The sequence below is a fragment of the Albidovulum inexpectatum genome (genome assembly GCF_002927635.1).
GTDB lineage: Bacteria > Pseudomonadota > Alphaproteobacteria > Rhodobacterales > Rhodobacteraceae > Albidovulum > Albidovulum inexpectatum.
Map to the genome: position 1 here is coordinate 318,293 of NZ_PRDS01000002.1, position 22,550 is coordinate 340,842.

General features: G+C 64.0%; 25 protein-coding genes. 17 read left to right on the forward strand and 8 right to left on the reverse strand.

The features are described from left to right. Window positions 1–48 precede the first annotated feature (48 nt). Window positions 49–534 (forward strand): autoinducer binding domain-containing protein, encoded by a 486-nt coding sequence (locus LV82_RS04800; RefSeq protein WP_104069565.1) that lies wholly within the window; start codon window positions 49–51, stop codon window positions 532–534. Window positions 535–545: 11 nt separating this feature from the next. Here the strand turns inward: LV82_RS04800 and tgt are convergent, their stop codons facing one another. Then, on the reverse strand, window positions 546–1,676 hold the full coding sequence (gene tgt / locus LV82_RS04805) for a tRNA guanosine(34) transglycosylase Tgt (protein ID WP_104069566.1): 1,131 nt from the start codon (window positions 1,674–1,676) through the stop codon (window positions 546–548). 116 nt (window positions 1,677–1,792) lie between these two features. Here tgt and LV82_RS04810 point away from each other — a divergent pair, with 116 nt between their 5' ends. From LV82_RS04810 to LV82_RS04825, 4 genes are all read left to right on the forward strand, one after another. Beyond that, the gene (locus LV82_RS04810) at window positions 1,793–2,158 is read left to right on the forward strand and encodes an SUF system Fe-S cluster assembly protein (protein ID WP_104069567.1); all 366 of its coding nucleotides are present in this window, start codon (window positions 1,793–1,795) and stop codon (window positions 2,156–2,158) included. A gap of 63 nt (window positions 2,159–2,221) precedes the next feature. Next, window positions 2,222–2,596 (forward strand): HesB/IscA family protein, encoded by a 375-nt coding sequence (locus tag LV82_RS04815; protein WP_104069568.1) that lies wholly within the window; start codon window positions 2,222–2,224, stop codon window positions 2,594–2,596. Window positions 2,597–2,672: 76 nt separating this feature from the next. Next, window positions 2,673–3,416 (forward strand): triose-phosphate isomerase, encoded by a 744-nt coding sequence (tpiA, locus tag LV82_RS04820; protein WP_104069569.1) that lies wholly within the window; start codon window positions 2,673–2,675, stop codon window positions 3,414–3,416. A 5-nt stretch (window positions 3,417–3,421) separates the two neighbouring features. Then, entirely contained in the window at window positions 3,422–4,609 is a 1,188-nt protein-coding gene (locus LV82_RS04825) for a cytochrome P450 (RefSeq protein ID WP_425427728.1), read from the forward strand. A 5-nt stretch (window positions 4,610–4,614) separates the two neighbouring features. Here the strand turns inward: LV82_RS04825 and LV82_RS04830 are convergent, their stop codons facing one another. After that, window positions 4,615–5,076, reverse strand: coding sequence for an Lrp/AsnC family transcriptional regulator (locus LV82_RS04830; protein ID WP_104069570.1), 462 nt, complete (start codon window positions 5,074–5,076; stop codon window positions 4,615–4,617). Window positions 5,077–5,219: 143 nt separating this feature from the next. On the opposite strand from LV82_RS04830, the gene LV82_RS04835 reads away from it, so the two are divergent. The 5 genes from LV82_RS04835 to LV82_RS04855 all read left to right on the forward strand — a co-directional run bounded on the left by LV82_RS04835 (window position 5,220) and on the right by LV82_RS04855 (window position 9,213). Next, window positions 5,220–5,525, forward strand: coding sequence for a DUF2849 domain-containing protein (locus LV82_RS04835; RefSeq protein WP_104069792.1), 306 nt, complete (start codon window positions 5,220–5,222; stop codon window positions 5,523–5,525). Beyond that, window positions 5,518–7,188 carry a nitrite/sulfite reductase gene (locus tag LV82_RS04840; protein ID WP_104069571.1) on the forward strand — a complete coding sequence of 557 codons (1,671 nt, stop codon included), beginning with the start codon at window positions 5,518–5,520 and terminating at the stop codon, window positions 7,186–7,188. The genes LV82_RS04835 and LV82_RS04840 overlap by 8 nt, the downstream gene beginning before the upstream one ends. After that, window positions 7,178–7,948, forward strand: a complete 771-nt coding sequence (locus LV82_RS04845) for a phosphoadenylyl-sulfate reductase (RefSeq protein ID WP_104069572.1) — start codon at window positions 7,178–7,180, stop codon at window positions 7,946–7,948. The genes LV82_RS04840 and LV82_RS04845 overlap by 11 nt, the downstream gene beginning before the upstream one ends. Beyond that, on the forward strand, window positions 7,945–8,316 hold the full coding sequence (locus tag LV82_RS04850) for a DUF934 domain-containing protein (RefSeq protein WP_104069573.1): 372 nt from the start codon (window positions 7,945–7,947) through the stop codon (window positions 8,314–8,316). The genes LV82_RS04845 and LV82_RS04850 overlap by 4 nt, the downstream gene beginning before the upstream one ends. A 69-nt stretch (window positions 8,317–8,385) precedes the next feature. Then, on the forward strand, window positions 8,386–9,213 hold the full coding sequence (locus LV82_RS04855; protein WP_170063352.1) for a ferredoxin--NADP reductase: 828 nt from the start codon (window positions 8,386–8,388) through the stop codon (window positions 9,211–9,213). 72 nt (window positions 9,214–9,285) lie between these two features. On the opposite strand, the gene LV82_RS04860 is transcribed toward LV82_RS04855, so the two are convergent. Beyond that, complete coding sequence (locus LV82_RS04860; protein WP_104069574.1) at window positions 9,286–10,020, reverse strand: translation initiation factor 3; 735 nt, start codon at window positions 10,018–10,020, stop codon at window positions 9,286–9,288. A gap of 219 nt (window positions 10,021–10,239) precedes the next feature. Between LV82_RS04860 and infC the strand changes: the two genes are divergently transcribed. Beyond that, entirely contained in the window at window positions 10,240–10,728 is a 489-nt protein-coding gene (infC, locus tag LV82_RS04865) for a translation initiation factor IF-3 (protein WP_245873069.1), read from the forward strand. Window positions 10,729–10,801: 73 nt separating this feature from the next. After that, window positions 10,802–11,578: a 23S rRNA (adenine(2030)-N(6))-methyltransferase RlmJ gene (locus tag LV82_RS04870; RefSeq protein ID WP_104069576.1), complete on the forward strand. Its 777-nt coding sequence runs from the start codon at window positions 10,802–10,804 to the stop codon at window positions 11,576–11,578. 33 nt (window positions 11,579–11,611) lie between these two features. On the opposite strand, the gene LV82_RS04875 is transcribed toward LV82_RS04870, so the two are convergent. From LV82_RS04875 to LV82_RS04885, 3 genes are read right to left on the reverse strand one after another with little or no spacing between them, the layout of a single operon-like run. Next, window positions 11,612–12,403, reverse strand: coding sequence for an FAD binding domain-containing protein (locus tag LV82_RS04875; RefSeq protein ID WP_104069577.1), 792 nt, complete (start codon window positions 12,401–12,403; stop codon window positions 11,612–11,614). 15 nt (window positions 12,404–12,418) lie between these two features. Next, entirely contained in the window at window positions 12,419–14,791 is a 2,373-nt protein-coding gene (locus LV82_RS04880) for a xanthine dehydrogenase family protein molybdopterin-binding subunit (protein WP_104069578.1), read from the reverse strand. A gap of 12 nt (window positions 14,792–14,803) precedes the next feature. Beyond that, window positions 14,804–15,289 carry a (2Fe-2S)-binding protein gene (locus LV82_RS04885; protein ID WP_104069579.1) on the reverse strand — a complete coding sequence of 162 codons (486 nt, stop codon included), beginning with the start codon at window positions 15,287–15,289 and terminating at the stop codon, window positions 14,804–14,806. A gap of 152 nt (window positions 15,290–15,441) precedes the next feature. Here LV82_RS04885 and LV82_RS04890 point away from each other — a divergent pair, with 152 nt between their 5' ends. Next, window positions 15,442–16,500, forward strand: a complete 1,059-nt coding sequence (locus LV82_RS04890; RefSeq protein ID WP_104069580.1) for a glycosyltransferase family 2 protein — start codon at window positions 15,442–15,444, stop codon at window positions 16,498–16,500. Between the two features lie 191 nt (window positions 16,501–16,691). Next, the gene (locus LV82_RS04895) at window positions 16,692–17,615 is read left to right on the forward strand and encodes a phosphoadenosine phosphosulfate reductase (protein WP_104069581.1); all 924 of its coding nucleotides are present in this window, start codon (window positions 16,692–16,694) and stop codon (window positions 17,613–17,615) included. A 4-nt stretch (window positions 17,616–17,619) separates the two neighbouring features. Here LV82_RS04895 and LV82_RS04900 read toward each other — a convergent pair whose 3' ends face one another. Then, on the reverse strand, window positions 17,620–17,925 hold the full coding sequence (locus LV82_RS04900) for a hypothetical protein (protein ID WP_104069582.1): 306 nt from the start codon (window positions 17,923–17,925) through the stop codon (window positions 17,620–17,622). Between the two features lie 110 nt (window positions 17,926–18,035). Next, window positions 18,036–18,911: a DUF2189 domain-containing protein gene (locus LV82_RS04905; RefSeq protein WP_104069796.1), complete on the reverse strand. Its 876-nt coding sequence runs from the start codon at window positions 18,909–18,911 to the stop codon at window positions 18,036–18,038. Between the two features lie 204 nt (window positions 18,912–19,115). Between LV82_RS04905 and pyrC the strand changes: the two genes are divergently transcribed. The 3 genes from pyrC (at window position 19,116) to LV82_RS04920 (ending at window position 22,543) form a co-directional block, all read left to right on the forward strand. Continuing rightward, window positions 19,116–20,159 (forward strand): dihydroorotase, encoded by a 1,044-nt coding sequence (gene pyrC, locus LV82_RS04910; RefSeq protein WP_104069583.1) that lies wholly within the window; start codon window positions 19,116–19,118, stop codon window positions 20,157–20,159. A gap of 42 nt (window positions 20,160–20,201) precedes the next feature. After that, the gene (locus LV82_RS04915) at window positions 20,202–20,882 is read left to right on the forward strand and encodes an orotate phosphoribosyltransferase (RefSeq protein WP_104069584.1); all 681 of its coding nucleotides are present in this window, start codon (window positions 20,202–20,204) and stop codon (window positions 20,880–20,882) included. 173 nt (window positions 20,883–21,055) lie between these two features. Beyond that, window positions 21,056–22,543, forward strand: coding sequence for a replicative DNA helicase (locus LV82_RS04920; RefSeq protein WP_104069585.1), 1,488 nt, complete (start codon window positions 21,056–21,058; stop codon window positions 22,541–22,543). Window positions 22,544–22,550: the final 7 nt, after the last annotated feature.

Consider the following 22,550-nt stretch of genomic DNA (forward strand, 5'->3'; position numbering starts at 1 on the left):
AGCATATGCCATGGGGAGGAGTTAAGAAAGGGTTGTGGACTGTGCAAGATGACAAGTGGTGAAAGTGTCAGTGCAATACTGAAACGGCTGCATGTGGCAAGCCCGTCCGGTTTCGCGATCGGCTTGCACATCACCTATACGACACCGCGCTACATGTTTCAAAGCTATCCGCGCGAATGGCTGGACGCCTATTCGCGCCAGGGTCTGCTGATGCGGGATCCCACGGTGAACTGGGGCTTCGCCAATCGCGGCTGGGTCCGCTGGTCGGCTTTGGCCAACGACGATCCCGACGGCGTCATGCGCATGGCGGCCGAACACGGCATCAATTTCGGCGTGGTCATCTCGACACTGCGCGGCGGCAGCCGCACCATTGCAAGCTTTGCGAGGCCTGAACGCGAATTCACCGATGACGAGATCGCCGCCATCGAAGAGGATCTGGGCCGCCTGCATGATGCGACGCTGAAAGCGCCGTTCCTGTCGCCCAGCCTGCATGAAATGCTGCGCCAGATGTCGATCTACCTGACGCATGGCTGAGACCATCTTTTCTAGATTGGCTCGATGTCGCCTTCGGCGCGCAACCGGTGGAATTCTGACACAAAGGCATCCAGCCGGCCTTCGGCGATGGCATCGCGCAGGCCCTGCATCAGTTCCTGATAATAGTGCAGGTTGTGCCAGGTCAGCAGCATGCCGCTGATCATTTCGCCCGCGCGAAAGACGTGGTGCAGATAGGCGCGGCTGTAGTTCCGGCAGGCCGGGCAGGTACAGTCTTCGTCCAGCGGCCGGGGGTCATCGGCATGGCGGGCATTCTTGATGTTGACCTGGCCGCGCCGCGTCCACGCCTGGCCGGTGCGCCCCGACCGCGTAGGCAGAACGCAGTCCATCATGTCCACCCCGCGCTGGACCGCGCCGACGATATCGTCGGGCTTGCCGACCCCCATCAAATAGCGCGGCTTGTCGGCCGGCAGCATCTGGGGCGCATAGTCCAGGACGCCGAACATCGCCTCCTGCCCCTCGCCCACGGCCAATCCGCCGATCGCGTAGCCGTCGAAACCGATGACCTTCAGCGCCTCGGCCGATTCCTCGCGCAGCTCGCGATTGACACCGCCCTGCTGGATCCCGAACAACGCATGTCCCGGCCGGTCGCCAAAGGCAGCCTTTGACCGCTCGGCCCAGCGCATCGACAAGCGCATCGCGCGGGCGACCTCCTCGTCCGGCGCGGGCAAGGCGGGGCACTCATCGAAACACATGACGATGTCCGAGCCCAGAAGGCGCTGGATTTCCATGCTGCGCTCGGGCGTAAGCACGTGTTTCGACCCGTCGATGTGGCTGGAGAAGGTTACCCCCTCCTCGGTCAGCTTGCGCAGGGCGGCAAGGCTCATGACCTGAAAGCCGCCCGAATCCGTCAGAATGGGGCCATGCCAGTTCATGAACTTGTGCAATCCGCCAAGCCGCGCGATGCGTTCGGCCGTGGGGCGCAGCATCAGATGATAGGTGTTGCCCAGGATGATATCGGCCCCCGTGGCCGCCACGCTTTCGGGCAGCATTGCCTTCACGGTCGCCGCGGTGCCGACGGGCATGAAGGCCGGCGTGCGGATCTTGCCGCGCGGCGTCGTTATGACGCCGGTGCGCGCCTTGCCATCGGTGGCACGAAGCTCGAATGTAAATGCGCTGGTCATGGGCCGGCCTCTTACATCGCGCCACGCGTCAGGGAAAGTCCCGATATCAGGCCAGCGCCCTTTACGGCGCCAGTCGAATTCCCTATCTAATCGGTCGGGAAACCAAGGAGAGGCCCATGTCCACCGCCGAGACGAACCCGATCGAAGGCACGCCGCTGATCAAGCCGTCCACAACGGATCATCCGCTGTATGAAAAGGTCGTCGAGGCCTGTCGCACCGTCTATGACCCGGAAATTCCCGTCAACATCTACGATCTGGGCCTGATCTACACGATCGAGATCTCGCCCGAAAACGAGGTGCGGATCATCATGACGCTGACAGCCCCCGGATGTCCGGTGGCAGGGGAAATGCCGGGTTGGGTCGCCGATGCCGTCAACGCGGTCGAGGGCGTCAAGCAGGTCGATGTCGAAATGACCTTCGAGCCGCAATGGGGTATGGACATGATGTCGGACGAGGCGCGGCTGGAACTGGGCTTCATGTAGGCCATGACTTGAGAACCGGGCCCCGCGGGCCTAGATTCCCGTCAGGCAAGAGGAAGACACGGCATGTTCGGCATTCCCGGCAAGGCAGCAGTCACATTGACACCGCGCGCGGCGGCGCGGATCCGCAAGCTCATGGAGCGTGACGGAGCATATGGCCTGCGGCTGGGCGTCAAGAAGGGCGGCTGCGCGGGCATGGAATACACGATGGAATTTGCCGCCGAAGCCGGCCCCATGGACGAGATCGTCGAACAGGACGGCGCGCGCGTCATGATCGCGCCCATGGCGCAGATGTTTCTCTTCGGGACCGAGATCGACTACGAAACATCGCTTCTTGAAAGCGGCTTCCGCTTCAACAACCCGAACGTGGCCGAGGCCTGCGGTTGCGGCGAGTCGATCAAGTTCAAGGACATGCCGCAGACGGACGCCTCCGGCGGCTAGATCGATCTGCCGCCTTGACGGGAAGTCTTCGGCCTGCATTCATGCCGCCCGATGATGTCATTCGGGGAGGAATGGAATGCGCCGCAAGCTTGCCGCCGGAAACTGGAAGATGCATGGACTGGCCGCCGATCTGGACCAGGTCGATGCCCTGTCCGTCGCGCACCCTGCCCCGGAATGTGACATCCTGATCTGCCCGCCGGCCACCCTGATCGCAAGAATGGCCGAACGCGCCGCCGGATCGGCCATTCACGTTGGCGGCCAGGATTGCCACCACGCTGATGCGGGCGCCCATACAGGCGAAATCTCGGCCCCGATGCTGGCCGATGCCGGGGCGACCCATGTGATACTGGGCCACTCGGAACGGCGCGCCGATCATGGCGAAAGCGATGCGCTGGTTCGCGCAAAGGCCGAGGCCGCCCACCGCGCGGGCCTGACCGCGATCATCTGCGTCGGTGAAACCGAGACCGAGCGGGATGACGGCCGGACGCTGGACGTGATCGGCACGCAATTGTCCGGCTCGCTGCCCGCGACGGCGCGGGCCCAGAATACCGTCATCGCGTACGAACCCGTCTGGGCCATCGGCACCGGCCGCACGCCCAGCGCCGAACAGATCGCCGAGGTTCACGCCCATCTGCGCGCGCGACTGGTGGAACTGATCCCGGGGGGCGACGATGTCAGGCTGCTCTATGGCGGATCGGTCAAGCCGTCGAACGCGGCACAGATCTTCGCGATCCCGAATGTCGATGGTGCGCTTGTGGGCGGCGCTTCGCTGAAGGCCGCAGATTTCAGCGCCATCATCACGGCACTCGAAAACGCCTGATCGCCATGCTGCCCGGCCTTTCGCAGTCACCGACCGAGGACGCCTTCGTCCAGAACCCCTATCCGTTCTACGATCGCGCCCGCGCGCTGGGGCCGCTGTTTCACTGGGCGGACTATGACCTGACCTGCTCGGCCTCGGCGACCGTCGTCGGCGCCATCCTGCGTGACCGCCGCTTCGGCCGCGAAACGCCGGCTGAACTGAAGACCCCCGAGCCAGAGCACCTTGCCCCGTTCTACGACGTCGAACGCCACTCTCTGCTGGAACTGGAACCGCCCAGCCACACGCGCCTGCGTTCGCTTGTATTGCGGGCCTTTACCTCGCGGCGCATCGCCGGCCTTGCCCCGGAAATCGAACGCCTTGCGCATGACCTGATCGATGCGGCGCCCGAGAGTGAATTCGATCTGATCCGCCACTTCGCCCAGCCCCTGCCGGTCATCATCATTGCGCGGCTGCTTGGCGTTCCCGAAACGCGCGCCGACGATCTTCTGGCCTGGTCGAACGCGATGGTCGCGATGTATCAGGCCCGCCGCAGCCGTGAAATCGAAGATGCCGCAGCCAAAGCCGCGGCCGAGTTTTCCGACTTCCTGCGTGAGCTTGTCGAACAGCGCCGGAATGCCCCTGCCGATGACCTGATCACCCAGCTGATCCGTGCCGAGACCGAGGACGGAAAGCTGACGACCGACGAAATGATCGCGACCTGCATCCTGCTGCTGAATGCGGGGCACGAGGCGACCGTGCACACGATCGGCAATGGCGTGAAGGCGCTTCTGGAACATGGCATGGGGCGCGACATGCTGGCGCCCGACCGCGTCGAGGCTACGGTCGAGGAGATCCTGCGCTTCGATCCACCGCTGCATCTGTTCACGCGCTGGGCCTATGAAGATGTCGAGATCGCGGGCCACAGCTTCCGCCGCGGCGACCGTGTCGGCTGTCTGCTTGCGGCCGCCAATCGGGATCCGGCCGTCTGGGACGAACCCGATCATTTCGTGCCCGACCGGCCCTTGAAGCCCAACCTGTCATTTGGCGCCGGCATCCATTTCTGCGTCGGGGCGCCGCTTGCGCGGCTGGAGCTGCGCATCGCCCTGCCCGTGCTGTTCGACCGCCTGCCCGGACTGCGCATCGCGCAAGCCCCGCGCTATGCCAACCTGTATCACTTCCACGGGCTGCAGCAGTTGATCGTGTCGCGCGAATAGATCCGTCAGACCGGCAGGATGGTGGTGAACTTGATCTCCTCCATGCTCAGAAGGGCGGTCACGTTGTAGATCTTCACCTCCGAGATCAGCGCCTGGTAGAACTGATCATAGGCCCGGGCATTCTTCACGCGCACCTTCAGGATATAGTCGATATCCCCAGCCAGCCTGTGCGCCTCCAGCACCTCGGGCCGGGCGCGCAGCGTGGCCAAAAACTTGCGCTGCCATTCGGCCTCGTGCTCGGACGTGCGGATCAGAACGAAGAAGCACGCCTCCAGCCCCAGCGCCTCGGCATCCAGCAGAACCGTCTGCCGGGCGATGATCCCGGCGTCCTTCATCTTGCGAATCCGGTTCCAGACCGGGGTCTTGGATGACCCGACCTTGCGCGCGATCTCGTCCAGCGACTGCGACGCGTCCTGCTGCAGCTCGACAAGGATTTTCCTGTCAATCTCATCCAGTCGGACCGACATTCCGGTTTCCTTTCATCATTCGCAAATTCGTTTCGAACGATCCGTTTATCAGAACATTTTTCCTTATTTGCAACATGCAATGGCCAATTATTGGGATTTTATCCTATATTTGACGTCACCAATCGACAGACAGGATGACCGCCATGGCACGCAAGTTCACGCCAAAGATCGTGACCGCAAACGATTTGATCGAGGGCGACGTCGTCTATCTGACCGCGGATGATCGCTGGAGCCGCCTGCACGAAGAAGCCGAGCTGATCGAGGACGAAGCCCACGCCCAGCTGCGGCTTCTGTTCGCGCAAGCCCAGCCGGACCGGGTCGTCGGCCCCTATCTGGCCGATGCCCTGCCCGGGCCGAACGGTCCCGAACCCGTCCATTTCCGCGAGGCATTCCGCACCCGCGGCCCGTCCAACTATCCCCACGGCAAGCAGGAAGCGCGTCATGTATAAGTACAACGATTTCGACGAGGCCTTTGTCCGCAGCCGCGTCGCCCAGTTCCGCGCGCAGGTTCAGCGCCGCCTTGACGGCAGCCTGACCGAGGAAGAATTCCGCCCGCTGCGCCTGATGAACGGGCTGTATCTGCAACTCCACGCCTACATGCTGCGCGTTGCCATCCCCTATGGCACCTTGCGGCCCGATCAGATGCGCCAGCTGGCCCATATCGCGGACCGCTGGGACAAGGGCTATGGCCATTTCACCACGCGCCAGAACATCCAGTTCAACTGGCCGCGCCTGGTTGACGTGCCCGATATCCTGGATGCGCTGGCGGATGTGCAGCTGCACGCGATCCAGACCAGCGGCAACACGATCCGCAACGTCACCGCGGACCATTTCGCCGGCGCCGCCGCCGACGAAATCGAAGACCCGCGCCCCACGGCCGAACTGATCCGGCAATGGTCGACGGACCATCCGGAATTCCAGTTCCTGCCGCGCAAGTTCAAGATCGCCGTCAGCGGGGCCCGCCATGACCGAGCCGTCACACGCGCCCATGACATCGGGCTGCGGATCGTCAGGAACGACGCCGGTGAAACCGGATATGAGGTGATCGTGGGCGGCGGCCTTGGCCGCACCCCGATGGGGGGCAAGGTGATCCGGCCCTTCCTGTCCAAGGCCGACCTTCTGCCCTATCTCGAGGCGATCGTCTCGACCTACAACCTGATGGGGCGGCGCGACAACAAGTACAAGGCGCGCATCAAGATCACCGTCTTCGAAAACGGGCTGGATGCCTTCCGCGATGCGGTCGAGCAGCGCTTTGTCGAAACGCGCCGGGCCTTCACCGGCGCCGACCAGGATCTGCTGCGTCGAATCGAGTCCCATTTCGCGCCGCCCGCCTTCCGCAATGCGCCCGAAGATCCCTATCACGAGGCGCGCGAGCGCGATCCGGTCTTCCGCGCATGGACGGACACGAACCTGACTGCCCACCGTGCGCCCGGCTATGCGATCGTGACTGTTTCGCTGAAGGCGCACGGTTCGACGCCCGGGGACGCGACCTCGGCCCAGATGCGCCTGCTGGCTGACCTGGCGGAAAGATACGGCCATGGCGAGCTTCGCGTAAGCCACGAACAGAACATCGTCCTGCCCCATGTGCACAAGTCCGACCTGCCGGCGCTTCATGCCGCGCTGAAGACTGAAGGCCTGCACACGGCGAATGTGGGGCTTGCCTCGGACATCATCGCCTGCCCCGGGATGGATTATTGCGCCTTGGCTACCGCCCGGTCGATCCCCGTCGCCCAGGGCATCGCGACGCGCGTCCGCGAGATCGGGCTGGAGGAAGAGCTGGGCCCGCTGAAGATCAAGATCTCGGGCTGCATCAATGCCTGCGGCCATCACCATGTGGGCCATATCGGCATCCTTGGCCTGGACCGTGCGGGGGTTGAAAACTACCAGATCACGCTGGGCGGCGACCATACCGAGACCTTCGCCATCGGCGAACGCGTCGGGCCGGGTTTCGCCTATGACGAGATCGTTCCGGCGATCGAACGCCTGCTGCGGACGTATCTGGAACTGCGCGAAGACCCTTCGGAAACCTTCATCGAGGCTTATCGGCGCGTCGGCCCCGCGCCGTTCAAGGCCGCGCTCTATCCAGACGAGGCCAATCGCCATGCCGCTTGACAAACCGGACCTGACGATTGCCGAGCGCGTGGAACGGCTGAATGCGCGCTATCGCCACCATTCGGCGACCTCGGTGCTCGAACACGCGCTGATGGATCCCGAGCTGGGACATGTCGCGTTGGTTTCGTCCTTCGGGGCCGAATCGGTCGTGCTGTTGCACATGGTTTCGGTGATCGCGCCGGGCACACCGGTCATCTTCATCGATACCCGCATGCTGTTCCCGGAAACGCTGGACTACCAGCGCGAGCTTGCCGAGAAGCTGAACCTGACCGACATCCGCACGATCCGGGCCGATCAGCGCCAGATCGTGGCAAACGACCCCGACCGCCTGCTGCACCAGCGCGATCCCGACGCCTGCTGCCATCTGCGCAAGGTGGTTCCGCTGGAACACGCGCTGCAGGGCTTCGACGGATGGATCACCGGGCGCAAACGCTATCAATCGGGCACACGCGCCGCGCTCGATTTCTTCGAGGCCGAAAATGACACGCGCATCAAGGTCAACCCCCTTGCCTATTGGGGGCGCGAGGATATCGAAGATTACATCGTCAACAACCGCCTACCGCGCCATCCACTGGTTTCGCGCGGCTATCCCTCGATCGGCTGTGCACCCTGCACCAGCCCCGTGCGAGAAGGCGAAGACCCGCGCGCGGGCCGTTGGCGTGGCCGCGACAAGCAGGAATGCGGCATCCATTTCGTCAATGGCCGGGTCGTGCGCGGCCCCCTGCCGAAGGTTGGCGACAGCAAGGAGACAGCAGCATGAGCGTGATCGTGCGCGACGACGGCTTCCATGCCGACGACTTCGATGGCAATGCAATCGACATTGCCCAGGATACGCGGCCCGATGACCTGCCGACCAGCTTTGAGGGGATCGACATGATCCGGATCCCCTTCCCAAGCTTTGCGGACGGCCGCGGTTTCACCTTGGCGCGCCTGTTGCGCCGGCGCGGCTTTGCCGGCAGGCTGCGCGCCGTGGGTCACGTGATCGCCGATCAATACGCCATGGCAAGGCGCTGCGGCTTTGACGAGGTCGAGATTTCCGACGAGCTCGCCCAACGCCAGCCGCAGGATCAGTGGCTGTTCCGCGCAAACTGGCGCGACCACGACTATCGGTCGCAGATGGGTGCCTGAAAGCAGCCTTTTCCTCAAACCGAAACACGAATAGAAGGGGGGCGGACGCGCGCACGCCCCGCAACCACGATGAATGAATTGAGCACCGTGAACGATATCGCAGCAAAATCCGTCCGCACCCTGCCGGATGCCCAGACCGTCACCCATGTCCACCACTGGACGGACCGCCTGTTCTCATTCCGTGTCACGCGACCGAAATCCCTGCGCTTCCGGTCTGGTGAATTCGTGATGATCGGCCTGCCCGACGAGAACGGCAAGCCGATCCTGCGGGCCTATTCGATCGCCTCGCCCTCATGGGACGAAGAGCTGGAATTCTACTCGATCAAGGTTCCGGACGGGCCGCTGACCTCGCGGCTTCAGCACATCAAGCCCGGCGACCAGATCATCCTGCGTCCCAAGCCCGTGGGCACCCTGGTTCTGGACGCGCTCTTGCCCGGCAAGCGGCTGTGGTTCCTGGCCACGGGCACCGGCATCGCTCCCTTCGCCTCGCTCATGCGCGACCCGGAGACCTATGAAAAATACGACCAGGTCATCATGATGCATACCTGCCGCGAGGCGGCCGAGCTGGAATATGGCCGCCAGCTGGTGGAAAGCTTGCCCGACGACCCGCTGATCGGAGAATTCGTCGGCGACAAGCTGAAATACTACCCCACGACGACGCGGGAGCAGTTCCATCACATGGGCCGGATCACCGACAATCTGCGCAGCGGCAAGGTGTTCCAGGATCTGGGCCTGTCGCCGATGAATGCCGCGGACGATCGCGCGATGGTCTGCGGCAGCCTGGCCTTCAACCTGGACGTCAAGGCGATCCTCGAGGAATTCGGGCTTCGCGAAGGTGCCAATTCTGACCCAAAGGAATACGTGGTCGAAAAGGCATTCGTTGGCGACGGTATCTGACCGACCCAGGACGACGGAAATGCAAACGGGCGCCGGAATTCCGGCGCCCGTCCACTTTTCGGTTTGCAGACCTTACAGGCCCAGGGCCGCCCGCACCTGGGCCAGCGCGCTTTCAAGCAGTTGCGGATTGTTCCGCGCCGCCTCGACGGTCGACTTCAGGGTCGCCTTGACGCTTTCGGGCAGCGAAGAATTGTCGATCGCCGCATTCACCTTGTCCGCGTCGAAGGTCGCGGGATCAAGAGCCGCACCCAGATCCCCGGCCGCATCCGCCCCGGACTCGACGGCGGCATCTGCCGCCTCGCCGGCCTGGTCGGCCATTTCGGAGGCCGCATCACCGGCCGCATCCATGGCCTCGGCCCCGGTCTCGGCGGCCTGGTCCGCCATGTCCGCTGCGCCTTCGGTCAGCGCATTCGCGGCATCGCCAGCAGCTTCCATCGCGGTATCCGCAGCCTCGGTCGCGGCATTGACGGCTTCGGTCGCGGCCTCGCCAACGGCATCCATGGCCTCTTGACCGGCCTCGCCTACGGCTTCGGCGGCGGCGCCGACTGCGTCGGCTGCGTCACTGGCAGCCTCTTCAGCCGCCTGAGCGGCCTCTTGCGCGGCGCTGGCGGCCTCTTCGGCGGCCTTCGCGGCGGCTTCCTCGGCTGCCTGGGCTTCTTCCCGCGCGCGGGCCTCGGCCTCGGCCGCGGCCTGCTCCGCCGCCTGCTGGGCGGCGGCTTCCTCGGCTTCGCGCTGGGCGTTTAGGTACATGTATCCGCCTCCGGCAAGTACCAGAACGACAAGGGCGATCAAAACATTACGATTCATTTCAGACTTTCCTGGTTGGTTCGATCACTGGGATCGGCCCCTGAATGCCAGATTGTGTATCGGAAGCCCAGAGGAACCGACATCCGCGCGCGAAACCGGCTTGAATCGGCCAGCCAGCAAGACTAATTTGGCGCGCATCGACGGTTTCACAACAGAAGGAACAAAGCCATAGCCCGCAGACCGCATTACGCCCCGCCGACCCGTGACACGGGACCGCGCGTGAACGATCGGATTCGCGCCCCGGAAATCCGCCTGATTGGCGCAGAGGGCGAAAATCTTGGCGTCGTCACCCCCGCAAAGGCGCTTGCCCTTGCCGAGGAGGCCGGACTCGACCTGGTGGAAATCTCGCCCAACGCGAAGCCGCCGGTCTGCAAGATCATGGACTACGGCAAGTTCAAGTACGAACAGCAGAAAAAGGAAGCCGAAGCGCGCAAGAACCAGAAGGTGATCGAGGTCAAGGAAGTCAAGTTCCGCCCCGGCACCGACACGCATGACTATCAGGTCAAGATGCGTAACGTTCAGCGCTTCCTGGAAAACGGAGACAAGGTAAAGGTCACCTTGCGCTTCCGTGGCCGCGAAATGGCCCACCAGGAGCTTGGCCTTGAACTGCTCAAGCGCGTGGCGGCCGATGTCGAGGAAATCGGCAAGATCGAGAACATGCCAAAGCTGGAAGGCCGCCAGATGGTGATGATGATCGGCCCGAAATAAGGCCACAGACATTGGCGACAGGGCCCTCCCGTGGCGGGAGGGCTTTTTCATTCCCGCATCCGTGGAGGCCGCGATGCTGTCCTACCAGCACCTGTATCACGCCGGGAATCCGGCCGATGTGCACAAGCACGCGGCTCTGGCGTCGATTCTCGATTACCTGACCCGCAAGGACAAGCCGCTGACCTATATCGAAACGCATGCGGGCCGCGGATTGTATGACCTCTCTGCCCCCGAAGCGCGCCGCACGGGTGAGGCCGCGGCCGGAATCCTACGCCTGCAGGACCGGTTCCCGCCGGATCATCCCTATCTTCGCGTGTTGCGTCACGCTCGCGCTCAAAACGGCCCGAATGCCTATCCCGGCTCTCCGCTCATCGCTGCCATGATGCTGCGCCCCGAGGACAGGCTGCACCTGGCAGAACTTCACCCGCGCGAACATGCGGCGCTGACCCGGGCGATGGCGCCATTCCGAGTGGATCTTCGCCGAGAGGATGGCCTGCGCATGGCCGTTGCCCTGACCCCGCCAGAACCCCGCCGGGGCATTCTGCTGATCGATCCCAGTTTCGAGATCAAGACCGAATACGACACGCTGCCCCGGCTGATCGCCAGGCTTCACAAGCGATGGAATGTCGGGATCATCGCCCTGTGGTATCCGATCCTGAAATCGGGGCTGCACAAGCCGATGCTGGCCGCGCTGGAGTCGGCCGGCCTGCCGGGCACCCTGCGACACGAAGTCGGGTTCCCCCCCGTGCGCGAAGGTCACGGCATGATCGGATCGGGCCTGTTCATCGTGAACGCCCCGTTCGGCACCGATCATGCCCTGGCCCGGATCGATCAGGTCTTTGCGTCCTGACGCCGCAGGCCCGGGGGCGGGCCTGCGGTTTGCTCACTGCGCCCGGGCCACCGCGCGGCGCGTCATGACACGCACAAGATTGGCGCGGTATTCCGGGGTCCCATGCAGATCGCCGATCATGCCGTCGGCCGAAACGGACAGTCCGTCCACGGCCTCGGGCGAGAAACTGGCGCCCAGCGCCTCCTCGGCCTCGCGCCAGCGGAAGACGCCGCCTTCGGACGCGCCGGTGATCGCCACCCGTACACCATCGGCGAACTTCGCCACGAAAGCGCCGGTCAAGGCAAAACGCGACGCGGGCTGTTCGAACTTGGCATAGGCCGCGGCTTCGGGAACGGGGAAGCGGATCTCGGTAATGATTTCTCCCGGCTCCAGGGCCGTGGTGAACATGCCCTGAAAGAAGTCATCCGCCGCGATCTGACGCGTATTTGTGACGATCGTGGCCCCCGAGCCGAGCACGCCCGCCGGCCAGCACGCCGATGGGTCATTGTTGGCAAGGCTTCCGCCGATCGTACCGCGATTGCGCACGGCAGGATCGCCGATACCACCGGCAAGCGCCGCAATGGCAGGATAGATCGCGGCCGTCTCACGCGCGATCTCAGCATGGGTCGTGGCCGCCCCGATGCACACGGCACCGTCATCGGCGCGACAGACGCCCTTCAGCTCGGGGATACCCGTCAGACTGACCAGAACGCTTGGCGCGGCCAGCCGCTGTTTCATGGACGGGATCAGCGTCTGGCCACCGGCCAGCGGCATGGCCTCGTCCCGCGACAGGGCCGCAATGGCGTCCTGAAGGGTGGTGGGCTTGACGAAGTCGAAATTGTACATGGCCTCTCTCCCTTCTCAGCGTTGCATCGCCGCCCAGACGCGCGCGGGCGTCAGGGGCATGTCGATATGGGTGACATGGGTATATCCGCCACGCTGCAACGCATCGATCACGGCATTGACCACCGCAGGCGGCGAGCCGATGGCTCCGGCTTCGCCGCAGCCCTTCACGCCCAGCGGGTTGTGCGTGCAGGGCGTCGCGCAGGAATGATCGACCTTGAAGAAGGGCAGATCATCCGCCCGCGGCATCGCATAGTCCATGAAGCTGCCGGTCAAGAGCTGTCCGTTCTCGTCATAGACCGCCCCTTCCAGCAAGGCCTGGCCTATCCCCTGGGCCAGGCCGCCATGGACCTGCCCCTCGACGATCATCGGGTTGACGACATTGCCGAAGTCATCCGCCGCCGCAAAGGAACAGACCGTGACCTTGCCCGTCTCGGGATCGACTTCGACCTCGCAGGCATAGGCCCCGGCGGGATAGGTGAAGTTCGACGGATCGTAAAAGGCCGTCTCCTCCAGGCCCGGCTCGATTTCCTCCAGCGGATAGTTGTGCGGCACATAGGCCGCCAGGCAGACATCGCCCCAGGCAACGGACCGGTCGGTACCCGCCACGCTGAACTTGCCGTCCTTCAGCTCGATATCGGCTTCGGAGGCCTCAAGCAGATGGGCCGCGATCTTCTTCGCCTTCGCGATGATCTTCTGCGTCGCCCGCACGATGGCCGACCCCCCGACCGCCAGCGAGCGCGAACCATAGGTACCCATGCCCATCGGCGTATTGGCCGTATCACCGTGCACGATCTCGACCATGTCCTCGGGGATGCCGATCATGTCGGCCACGACCTGGGCAAACGAGGTCTCGTGCCCTTGCCCATGGCTGTGGCTGCCCGTCATCACGACCAGGCCGCCGGTCGCATTCACCCTTACGGTGGCGCTTTCATACAGGCCGGCGCGCGCGCCAAGCTGTCCGACAAGGTTCGAGGGGGCGATGCCGCAGGCCTCGATATAGCAGTTGACGCCCAGCCCCCGCAGAAGACCGCGCTTCGCGCTTTCCTCGCGCCGCTTCTCGAACCCCGCGATGTCGGCGATCTCGATCAGCTTGTCCATCGTGGCGTCATAGTTGCCCGTGTCGTAGACCACTGCGACCGGCGTCTGGTACGGGAACTGGTCCGGTTTGATGAAGTTCTTGCGACGGATCTCGATCGGGTCGATGCCCAGCTCGCGCGCGGCCTTGTCGATCACGCGCTCCAGCTGATAGGTCGCCTCGGGTCGTCCGGCGCCGCGATAGGCGTCAACCGGAACGGTGTTGGTGAACACGGCCTTTACATTCACATAGATCAGCGGCGTGCGATAATTGCCGGCCATCAAGGTGCCGTGCAGCCATGTCGGGATCGAGGGCGCGAATGTCGAAAGATAGGCGCCCATATTGGCATGGGTTTCGGTGCGGATTGCCTGGAACTCGCCGTCCTTGGACAATGCCAGCTCGATCCGGGTGACGTGATCGCGGCCATGGGCATCGGTCATGAAGGCCTCGGATCGCGTTGCGGTCCATTTCACGGGCCGGCCCAGCACCTTGGCCGCCTGCGTGACGAAGGCTTCCTCGACATAATGGAAGATCTTCGAGCCAAAGCCACCGCCGACATCGGGGGCGACGACCCGCAGCTTGTGTTCCGGGATCGACAGGACGAAGGCCCCCATCAACAGGCGGATCACATGGGGATTCTGGCTGGTCGTGTACAGCGTGTGATCGCCCGTCGCGACGTTGTAGTCGCCTACCGCACAGCGCGGCTCCATCGCGTTCGGCACCAGCCGGTTGTTGACCAGCTCGAGCGTGGTGACGTGATCGGCCTTTGCAAAGGCCTCGTCCACGGCGGCGCGGTTCTCCTCGACAAAGCCCCAGTCATAGCAGAGGTTCGAGCCCAGATCGTCATGCACCAGCGGCGCACCTTCGGCCAGCGCCGCCTTCATGTCGATGACGGCGGGCAGTTCCTCGATATCCACGATAACGGCCTCTGCCGCGTCGCGCGCCTGTTCGGGCGTCTCGGCAACGACCGCCGCGATCGCGTCGCCGACATAACGCACCTTGCCTTCGGCCAGGATCGGATGCTTGGGCTCGCGCATCGGTTGGCCGTCGCGACCCGTGACCAGCCAACCGCAGGGCACGCCGCCCTTGTCGGCGAAATCGGCCGATGTGAACACCTTCAGAACACCCGGCATCGCCTCGGCCTCGGCCGTGTCGATCTTGCGGATGCGGCCATGCGCGACCTGCGAGCGGACGAAGACGGCATAAGCCTGTCCTGGAAGGTTGATGTCATCGGTATAGCGACCCTTGCCAGTCAGAAAGCGCACATCCTCGCGCCGCTTCATCGGCGCACCTATTCCGTGATCCTTGGGCATGATTCCCTCCCCTTATTCAGCGGCCAGGGCCGAGACATCCTGGCCCGACGCGGCCAGAATCGCCTTGACGATGTTGTGGTAGCCCGTGCAGCGGCAGATATTGCCCTCCAGCGCGTCGCGAATTTCCTGCGGGCTGGGACGCGGATTTTCGGCCAGCAGCGCGGTGGCCGTCATCACCATGCCCGGCGTGCAGAAGCCGCATTGCAGGCCATGATGGTCCTGAAACGCCTTCTGAACCGGGTTCATGCCGCCATCCGCAGGCGTGACGCCCTCGATCGTCGTGACCTCGGCGCCATCGGCTTCGGCCGCCAGCATCGTGCAGGATTTCACGGCCTTGCCATCGACATGAACCACGCAAGCGCCGCATTGCGAGGTGTCGCAGCCGACATGGGTTCCCGTCAGCCCCAGCCCTTCGCGCAGGAACTGCACCAGCAAGGTTCGGCCCTCGACCTCGCGCATTACCTGACGGCCATTCACCGTCATCGTCACTTGTGGCATGTATTCCTCCCTGTCAGCGTCGCGATCGTTCGTCGTGCGATCGTGGATACTAAACCACGGCTTTCGGATTCTGAGAACAGTCTTGCGCCTGTTGCCCCCTGCCCTGGCCGTGTTATCGCATTGCCAACAGCCAAGACCGGAGAGACGCGCGCATGACCCAGCCCCGCTCAGACAGGATCCTGGCCATCCTGACGGTGCGAAACGAAGGCGCCTTTCTGCTGGAATGGCTGGCCCATCACCGCGCCTGCGGCTTTACCGATTTCCTGGTCATCTCGAATGACTGCGAGGATGGAACGGACCTGATGCTGGACCGGTTGCAAGAGCTGGGACAGCTGACCCACCTGCGCAATGACGGCCCCCACGACAAGGGGCCGCAATGGTCGGCGCTGAAGCTGGCCAATGGGCACGATCTGCGCCGGCGGGCCGACTGGATCGCGGTGCTGGACATCGACGAATTCGTCAACATCCATGCGGGCGACCGCACGATCGGCGCGCTTCTCTCCGCCCTGCCCGAGGCCGATGCCATTACATTGACATGGCGCCTGTTCGGCAATGCCGGAATCCGTGACTTCCTCGATCTGCCCGTGCGCGAACAGTTCACCCGCGCCGCGCCCGCGATCATGGGGTGGCCCTGGCGGGCCGCGATGTTCAAGACGCTGTTCAGGAATGACGGCACTTATGCGCGCCTTGGCGTGCATCGCCCGCGCGGCCCGGACAAGTCACGACTGGCCGGCTGTCGCTGGTTCGACGGCTCGGGTCGGCGTCTGGGCGGCGCCTTTCTTCGCTCTCGCATCTTCTCGCATTATGGGCGCGACAATTACCGACTGGTGCAACTCAACCATTATGCGTTGGGGTCGATGCAGTCCTATGTGCTGAAATGCGATCGCGGGCGCGCGAACCGCGATGCCTCGGCATTCGATCTGTCCTACTGGGTCGAACGCAACTTCAACCAGGTCGAGGACCGTTCGATCCTTGCACTGGATGACAAGGTTCGCGCAAACCTGTCGGCGCTGAGGTCAGATCCCGGTCTTGCGGCACTTCATGACCGGGCCGTCGCCTGGCGGCAGCAGCGTTTCGAACAGCTGATGTCCGAGGAACAATGGCGCGCATTGTTTGGCCGGTTGCTCATGACCCCGCCAAGCCGCGTTCTGTCGCCCGAGGAACACAGCCTGATCACGGGTCACGCCCTGCGCGCGCGGAAACAGAGCTGAACGCGTCCCACCATTCATCGGGCTTCGGGAAACGGTCCCGTTCCGGAAGAGCCAAATCACTTGCATTTTTGGACAGGTTTGGCGCTGGGAACTTGCCCTTTCGCCTTGCGATTGATCAAATTGCGGCAGGTGGGGGGAATTGGTGCGCGATGCAAGGTAACGGTAGCGCCGCATTCGGTGCGCGGCAGAAGATGCAAGCCGATCCGTTCGCGCGGATCCGCAGGGCTGCGGGCGAAGGTCTGACCCTTCGTCCGCTGGGTCGATCGCACGCCGCGTTGTTTCGTGACGGCAGCCGAACGCTTCTGGTCAGCTTCGAAAGCCTCGACGACATTGTGCGGCTCGATGACGACGGCCTGCCTCTTGGCCTGCAGATCGCGCAGGATCGCGGATTTTCATACCTTGGAATACTTGCCGCCACCCAAAGCTGGTACCGGCTGCGCGCCCTGTATGACCTTTTCGACCGGCTGGACGATGCAGACTGGTTTGGCCGCTTTGACCGCGTGGTCTTTTATGGCGCGGGAATGTCCGGCTATGCCGCCGCCGCCTATTCGGTGGTCGCACCCGGAGCGAATGTCATCGCCATTCAGCCCCAGGCCACCCTGGATCCCCGCGTCGCCGGGTGGGACCCGCGATTCATCGAGATGCGCCGCACCAGCTTCACCGACCGATACGGCTATGCGCCAGAGATGATCGACGCCGCGGCATCCGTTCACATCCTGTTCGACCCCGAACAGAACCTGGATTTCATGCACGCCGCCTTGTTCGTGCGGCCCAATGTGCACCTGTTGCAATGCCGCAATCTGGGTCGCCGAATCGCGCCGGCCCTGCACCGGATGGCGATCCTGCGCCCGCTGATCGAGGCTGGCTGTGAAGGTCGGCTGGACGAAGCGCTGTTCTGGCAAATGTATCGGGCGCGACGCGGCTACCTTCCCTATCTTGAGAGCCTGGCCCAGAAGCTGCGCCACGAAGGCCGGCCATATCTGGGCGCGCTTCTGTGCCGCAACGTGGAATCGCGGTTCGATGCACCCGAATTCCGCGCCCTGCGGGCCGAGTTCGAAGGCCAGCTGAGCGCTGCCGGAAAGCCCATTCCCCCGGCACCGGGACCAAGGATCTAGACGCTCAGCAGCGATACGCCACTGCATGAACGACATAGACATCCTGTCCGGGCGAGACCGGATCGAACACGACCGTGTTCGCGCCCGCAGCCTGCGCATCGGCCATGATCTTGTTGCGGGCATATTTCAGCCCCGGCCCCGAGAACAGGCCATAGGCCTGCGGGACCATCCGAAAGTCCGAGACATACGTGCATTGCGCGACCTCATCGGCACGCGCCTCGCGCATCCCGGCGACACCGACCAGACCCGGATCGGGTGTGCACGCCGAAGCCGCGACGAAACCGCCCCAGAACAAGTATTTGATCTTCATTCTTCAACTGCCCGACAAGTTTTCTGATGATGTCCACAGGCTGCACCCGCCCATCGTCTTCGGCAAGGGGGGCGCTACGGCTCGCGTCCGGATCGGCAGACAGCCGCCGTTCACGACGGCCAGTTCGACGGCGGCTCGACCGCCCTGCGATACAGATGCCAGGTCGCATGCCCCAGGATCGGCAGGACCGCGATCAGGCCCAGCAGGAACGGCAAGGATCCGATGACCAGCAAGGCCGTGACCATCAGCCCCCACAGGGCGATCTCGACCGGGTTCCTGCGCGCCACCCGGACCGAGGTCAGAACCGCAACCGTCAGACCGACCGGACGGTCGATCAACATCGGAAACGACACGACGCTGGTCGCCAGCACGATCAGTGCAAAGATGAACCCGACCGGAATGCCGATTGCAATCATCGCCCAGCCCTGCGGCGTGGTCAGAACCTCGTTCAGGAAGGGGCCCAGGCCTCGCGGGACATCCGGCCCCATCGTCGCCAGGAAGATCCCATAGGCGGCCAGAATCCACGCAAAGAAGATCGCCAGATGCCACAGCCCCAGGGCAAGGATCGCTCCGATCCGCGGCGAGGCCAGAACCTTCAGCGCGTCCGACCAGCCGGCCTTGCGACCCGCTTCACGCTCGCGGCTCATCTGGTACAGCCCGACCGCCGCCGCGGGGCCGATCAGCGCAAAGCCCGAGATCAAGGGAAAGATCAACGGGATCAGCCCCCTGTTCAGGGCCATCCAGACCAAAATTGCCCCGATGATCGGATACAGGATGCACGCCATCATCACATCCGTGCGTAGCGCGGCGAAATCGGCCAGCCCGTGCCGCAGGGCTTGTCGAAGATCGTCAACCGTGAGTCTGCGCACGTCCGGCGGGGTTGTCTCGACCCCCGCAATCTCGCGTGCGACCAGACGCGCCTCTGCGCCCGCTTCCTGCACCACCCGCGTTCCCCAGGTCAGGGGATTTCCGATTGTCTTGGCCATGGCGTCCTCCCGCATTGCCCGTGACAGGCCGCGCATCCCGGGATGACCATGCCGCGGGAACGCGGCGCCATTACAATCTACCACAGCCCCGGCCGCGTCGCACACACGAAGCCGAGAGCAACGCCCGACGCTCCGGCCCCCAAATCGGGTCTGGCGGCGCACTGATCGGTGGAAACGACGCAACAATCGGTGTAGTTGGCGGACATGGAAAAGACTCTCCGCATCCGACGCCCGGACGACATGCACCTGCATCTGCGCGATGGCGCGATGCTTCATGCCGTCCTGCCAGAAACCGCGCGCCATTTCGCCCGCGCGATCGTCATGCCGAATCTCGTGCCGCCCGTGGTCACCTCGACCCAGGCCGCCGCCTATCGCGAACGTATCCTTTCCGCCCTGTCTCAGGGCGCGGATTTTCGTCCGCTGATGACGCTGTATCTGACCGAGGCAACCGACCCCGACGACGTTGCCGCGGCCCACGGGGCGGGAATCATCCACGCGGTCAAGCTGTATCCCGCGGGCGCGACCACGAATTCCCAGTCCGGGGTGCGCGACTTCGACCGCGTGCGCGGTGTGCTGGAACGCATGGCCGAGATCGGCCTGCCGCTTTGCGTGCACGGCGAAGTCACCGACCCCGAAATCGACATCTTCGACCGCGAGGCCGTCTTCATCGACCGGGTCCTTGATCCGATCCGGCGCGCGACCCCGGGCCTGCGCGTCGTGATGGAGCATGTGACGACCAGCGACGCGGTCGACTATGTCCTGTCCGGGGACGAGACACTGGCGGCGACGATCACGACCCATCACCTGATCATCAACCGCAACCATATCCTGGCCGGCGGAATTCGTCCGCATTATTACTGCTTGCCCGTGGCCAAGCGCGAGTCCCACCGGCTGGCCCTTCGCAAGGCCGCGACCGGGGGCAATCCGCGCTTCTTCCTTGGCACCGACTCGGCCCCGCATCCCGATCACCGCAAGGAAAGCGCCTGCGGCTGCGCGGGCTGTTTCACGGCGACGAACACGATGTCGATCCTTGCCCATGTCTTCGAGGAGGAAGGCGCTCTGGATCGGCTGGAACCCTTCACATCGCTGAACGGGGCCGCCTTCTATGGGCTGGAGCCGAATCAGGGCCACCTGACCCTGACCCGCAGGGATGACCCCGTCCGCTGGCCCGAAAAGATCGACACCGGCGACGGCCCGGTTACCGTTTTCGACCCCGGTTTGCCGATCCATTGGCATGTCGATGACTGACCCGGCCGGCCCGTGCCCGCCAAGACAACAAGAGGACCCCAGATGATCCCCAGCTCGTTTCCCGCCAAGGAAGAGATCGCCCGCCTGACCGCCCGCATGCTGCTGGATATCCGGGCGGTCCATTTCAATGCCGAAACGCCCTTCACGCTGGCATCTGGCCTTCCCTCTCCAACCTATATCGACTGTCGGCGGATCATCTCGTTCCCCCGCGCGCGCTCGATCCTGATGGATTTCCTTGCCGTCACCGTGATGCGCGAAGCCGGGCCCGAAGCCTTTGATTCCGTCGCGGGCGGGGAAACCGCGGGCATTCCCTTTGCCGCGCTTCTGGCCGAACGGCTGGGCCTGCCCATGACCTATGTGCGCAAGAAGCCAAAGGGCTATGGCCGCAACGCCCGGATCGAAGGCGTGATGAACGAAGGTGACCGCGTCCTGCTGGTCGAGGACCTGACGACCGATGGCGGGTCGAAACTGTCCTTCGTGGATGCCATCCGCGACACGGGCGCGCAATGCGCACATACGGCGGTGGTGTTCTATTACGGCATCTTCCCCGAAACGATCGACAGGCTGCAATCCCATGGCGTGGCCCTGCACCACCTTTGCACCTGGTGGGATGTCCTGGCCGAAGCGCGCGAATCGAAGACCTTCGACGACGACACGCTGCGCGAGGTGGAAACCTTCCTGACCTCGCCACGCGCCTGGCAAGAGGCACACCGCACGGATTGATCCCGCCACGACCCGCCGCCCTGCCAGATCCGACCACGCAATATTGACAGAATGCCCCACGCCATCACAAGATATGGTGGCGCAGGTTATCCACAGGTCATCCACAGGGATATACAATTTGCGTGGCGGTCGCTGATCGCGCATATCCCTGAACCCAAGGACAGGGGACAGACATGACCGAAGTGACGACTCTGCGGGCGGCCGACCCCGCCCCCACGACCGAGGCGCTGCCGCACAATATCGAGGCCGAGCAGCAGTTGCTGGGCGCGATCCTGACCAACAACGACGTCTATGACCGCATCGCGTCGCTGGTGAAGCCCGAACACTTCTTCGAACCTGTTCACCAGCGCATCTACGAGGTCGCCATCGCGCGTATCCAGAAGAATGCGCTGGCCTCGCCCGTGACGCTGAAGGCTTATTTCGAGGATGACGAAGGGCTCAAGGCCCTTGGCGGCCCGGCCTATCTGGTGCGTCTGGCCGGCGCGGCCATCTCGGCCTACGCCGCGCGGGACTATGCGCAGATGATCCACGATCTCGCCGTGCGGCGCGAGCTGATGCGGCTGGGTCAGGACATTACCGAACGGGCGCGGACGATCTCGGTCGATGACGACCCGAACGAACAGATCACCCAAGCCGAACAGCGCCTCTACAAGCTTGCCGAACAGGGCGCATCGGAAAAGGGTTTCGTGTCCTTCCTGAAGGCCACGACCGAGGCCGTTCAGACCGCCCTTGCCGCCTATCAGCGCGACGGCGGGCTGGCGGGCATCTCGACCGGGCTGATCGACCTGGACAAGAAGCTGGGCGGGCTGCACCCTTCCGACCTTCTGATCCTTGCCGGTCGGCCTTCGATGGGGAAAACCTCTCTGGCCACCAATATCGCCTTCAACATCGCCAAGGCCTACAAGAAAGGCATTCGTCCCGACGGGACGGAAGGCGCGATCTCGGGCGGCGTCGTGGGATTCTTCTCGCTGGAGATGTCGGCCGAGCAGCTGGCCGCGCGGATCCTGTCCGAAGCGTCCGAAGTGCCCAGCGAACAGATCCGCCGTGGCGACATGACCGAGGCCGAGTTCCGCCGCTTCGTCGAGGCTGCCAAGGCGCTGGAGGCCTGCCCGCTGTATATCGACGACACGCCCGCCCTTCCGATCAACCAGGTGATCGCGCGCTGCCGGCGCCTGAAACGGACGCATGGTCTGGACGTGGTCTTTGTCGACTATCTTCAGCTGCTGCGCGGCACGTCACGCACCGACAACCGCGTGCAGGAGATTGCCGAAATCTCGATGGGGCTGAAGGCTCTGGCCAAGGAACTCAACATCCCCGTCGTCGCCCTGTCGCAGCTGTCGCGGCAGGTCGAGAACCGCGAGGACAAGCGCCCGCAGCTGTCGGACCTGCGCGAATCGGGCTCGATCGAGCAGGATGCCGACGTCGTCATGTTCGTGTTCCGCGAAGAGTATTACCGCGAACGCGAAAAGCCCGCCGACCACGATCTCGAGGCCATGGCCAAGTGGCAGGAGATCATGGAACAGGTCCATGGCAAGGCCGAAGTCATCATCGGCAAGCAGCGCCACGGCCCGATCGGCACGGTCGAGCTGTCATTCGACGGCCGCTTCACGCGCTTTGGCAACCTCATCAAGCCGTGGCAACAGGGGGCCGAGGGCAGCTGATCGCGCC

Bases quoted from the DNA above. Each gene is read 5' to 3' on its own strand.
- LV82_RS04800 (WP_104069565.1), top strand. From the start codon at position 49: ATGACAAGTGGTGAAAGTGTCAGTGCAATACTGAAACGGCTGCATGTG.
- tgt (WP_104069566.1), bottom strand. From the start codon at position 1,676: ATGACCAGCGCATTTACATTCGAGCTTCGTGCCACCGATGGCAAGGCG.
- LV82_RS04810 (WP_104069567.1), top strand. From the start codon at position 1,793: ATGTCCACCGCCGAGACGAACCCGATCGAAGGCACGCCGCTGATCAAG.
- LV82_RS04815 (WP_104069568.1), top strand. From the start codon at position 2,222: ATGTTCGGCATTCCCGGCAAGGCAGCAGTCACATTGACACCGCGCGCG.
- tpiA (WP_104069569.1), top strand. From the start codon at position 2,673: ATGCGCCGCAAGCTTGCCGCCGGAAACTGGAAGATGCATGGACTGGCC.
- LV82_RS04825 (WP_425427728.1), top strand. From the start codon at position 3,422: ATGCTGCCCGGCCTTTCGCAGTCACCGACCGAGGACGCCTTCGTCCAG.
- LV82_RS04830 (WP_104069570.1), bottom strand. From the start codon at position 5,076: ATGTCGGTCCGACTGGATGAGATTGACAGGAAAATCCTTGTCGAGCTG.
- LV82_RS04835 (WP_104069792.1), top strand. From the start codon at position 5,220: ATGGCACGCAAGTTCACGCCAAAGATCGTGACCGCAAACGATTTGATC.
- LV82_RS04840 (WP_104069571.1), top strand. From the start codon at position 5,518: ATGTATAAGTACAACGATTTCGACGAGGCCTTTGTCCGCAGCCGCGTC.
- LV82_RS04845 (WP_104069572.1), top strand. From the start codon at position 7,178: ATGCCGCTTGACAAACCGGACCTGACGATTGCCGAGCGCGTGGAACGG.
- LV82_RS04850 (WP_104069573.1), top strand. From the start codon at position 7,945: ATGAGCGTGATCGTGCGCGACGACGGCTTCCATGCCGACGACTTCGAT.
- LV82_RS04855 (WP_170063352.1), top strand. From the start codon at position 8,386: ATGAATGAATTGAGCACCGTGAACGATATCGCAGCAAAATCCGTCCGC.
- LV82_RS04860 (WP_104069574.1), bottom strand. From the start codon at position 10,020: ATGAATCGTAATGTTTTGATCGCCCTTGTCGTTCTGGTACTTGCCGGA.
- LV82_RS04870 (WP_104069576.1), top strand. From the start codon at position 10,802: ATGCTGTCCTACCAGCACCTGTATCACGCCGGGAATCCGGCCGATGTG.
- LV82_RS04875 (WP_104069577.1), bottom strand. From the start codon at position 12,403: ATGTACAATTTCGACTTCGTCAAGCCCACCACCCTTCAGGACGCCATT.
- LV82_RS04880 (WP_104069578.1), bottom strand. From the start codon at position 14,791: ATGCCCAAGGATCACGGAATAGGTGCGCCGATGAAGCGGCGCGAGGAT.
- LV82_RS04885 (WP_104069579.1), bottom strand. From the start codon at position 15,289: ATGCCACAAGTGACGATGACGGTGAATGGCCGTCAGGTAATGCGCGAG.
- LV82_RS04890 (WP_104069580.1), top strand. From the start codon at position 15,442: ATGACCCAGCCCCGCTCAGACAGGATCCTGGCCATCCTGACGGTGCGA.
- LV82_RS04895 (WP_104069581.1), top strand. From the start codon at position 16,692: ATGCAAGCCGATCCGTTCGCGCGGATCCGCAGGGCTGCGGGCGAAGGT.
- LV82_RS04900 (WP_104069582.1), bottom strand. From the start codon at position 17,925: ATGAAGATCAAATACTTGTTCTGGGGCGGTTTCGTCGCGGCTTCGGCG.
- LV82_RS04905 (WP_104069796.1), bottom strand. From the start codon at position 18,911: ATGGCCAAGACAATCGGAAATCCCCTGACCTGGGGAACGCGGGTGGTG.
- pyrC (WP_104069583.1), top strand. From the start codon at position 19,116: ATGGAAAAGACTCTCCGCATCCGACGCCCGGACGACATGCACCTGCAT.
- LV82_RS04915 (WP_104069584.1), top strand. From the start codon at position 20,202: ATGATCCCCAGCTCGTTTCCCGCCAAGGAAGAGATCGCCCGCCTGACC.
- LV82_RS04920 (WP_104069585.1), top strand. From the start codon at position 21,056: ATGACCGAAGTGACGACTCTGCGGGCGGCCGACCCCGCCCCCACGACC.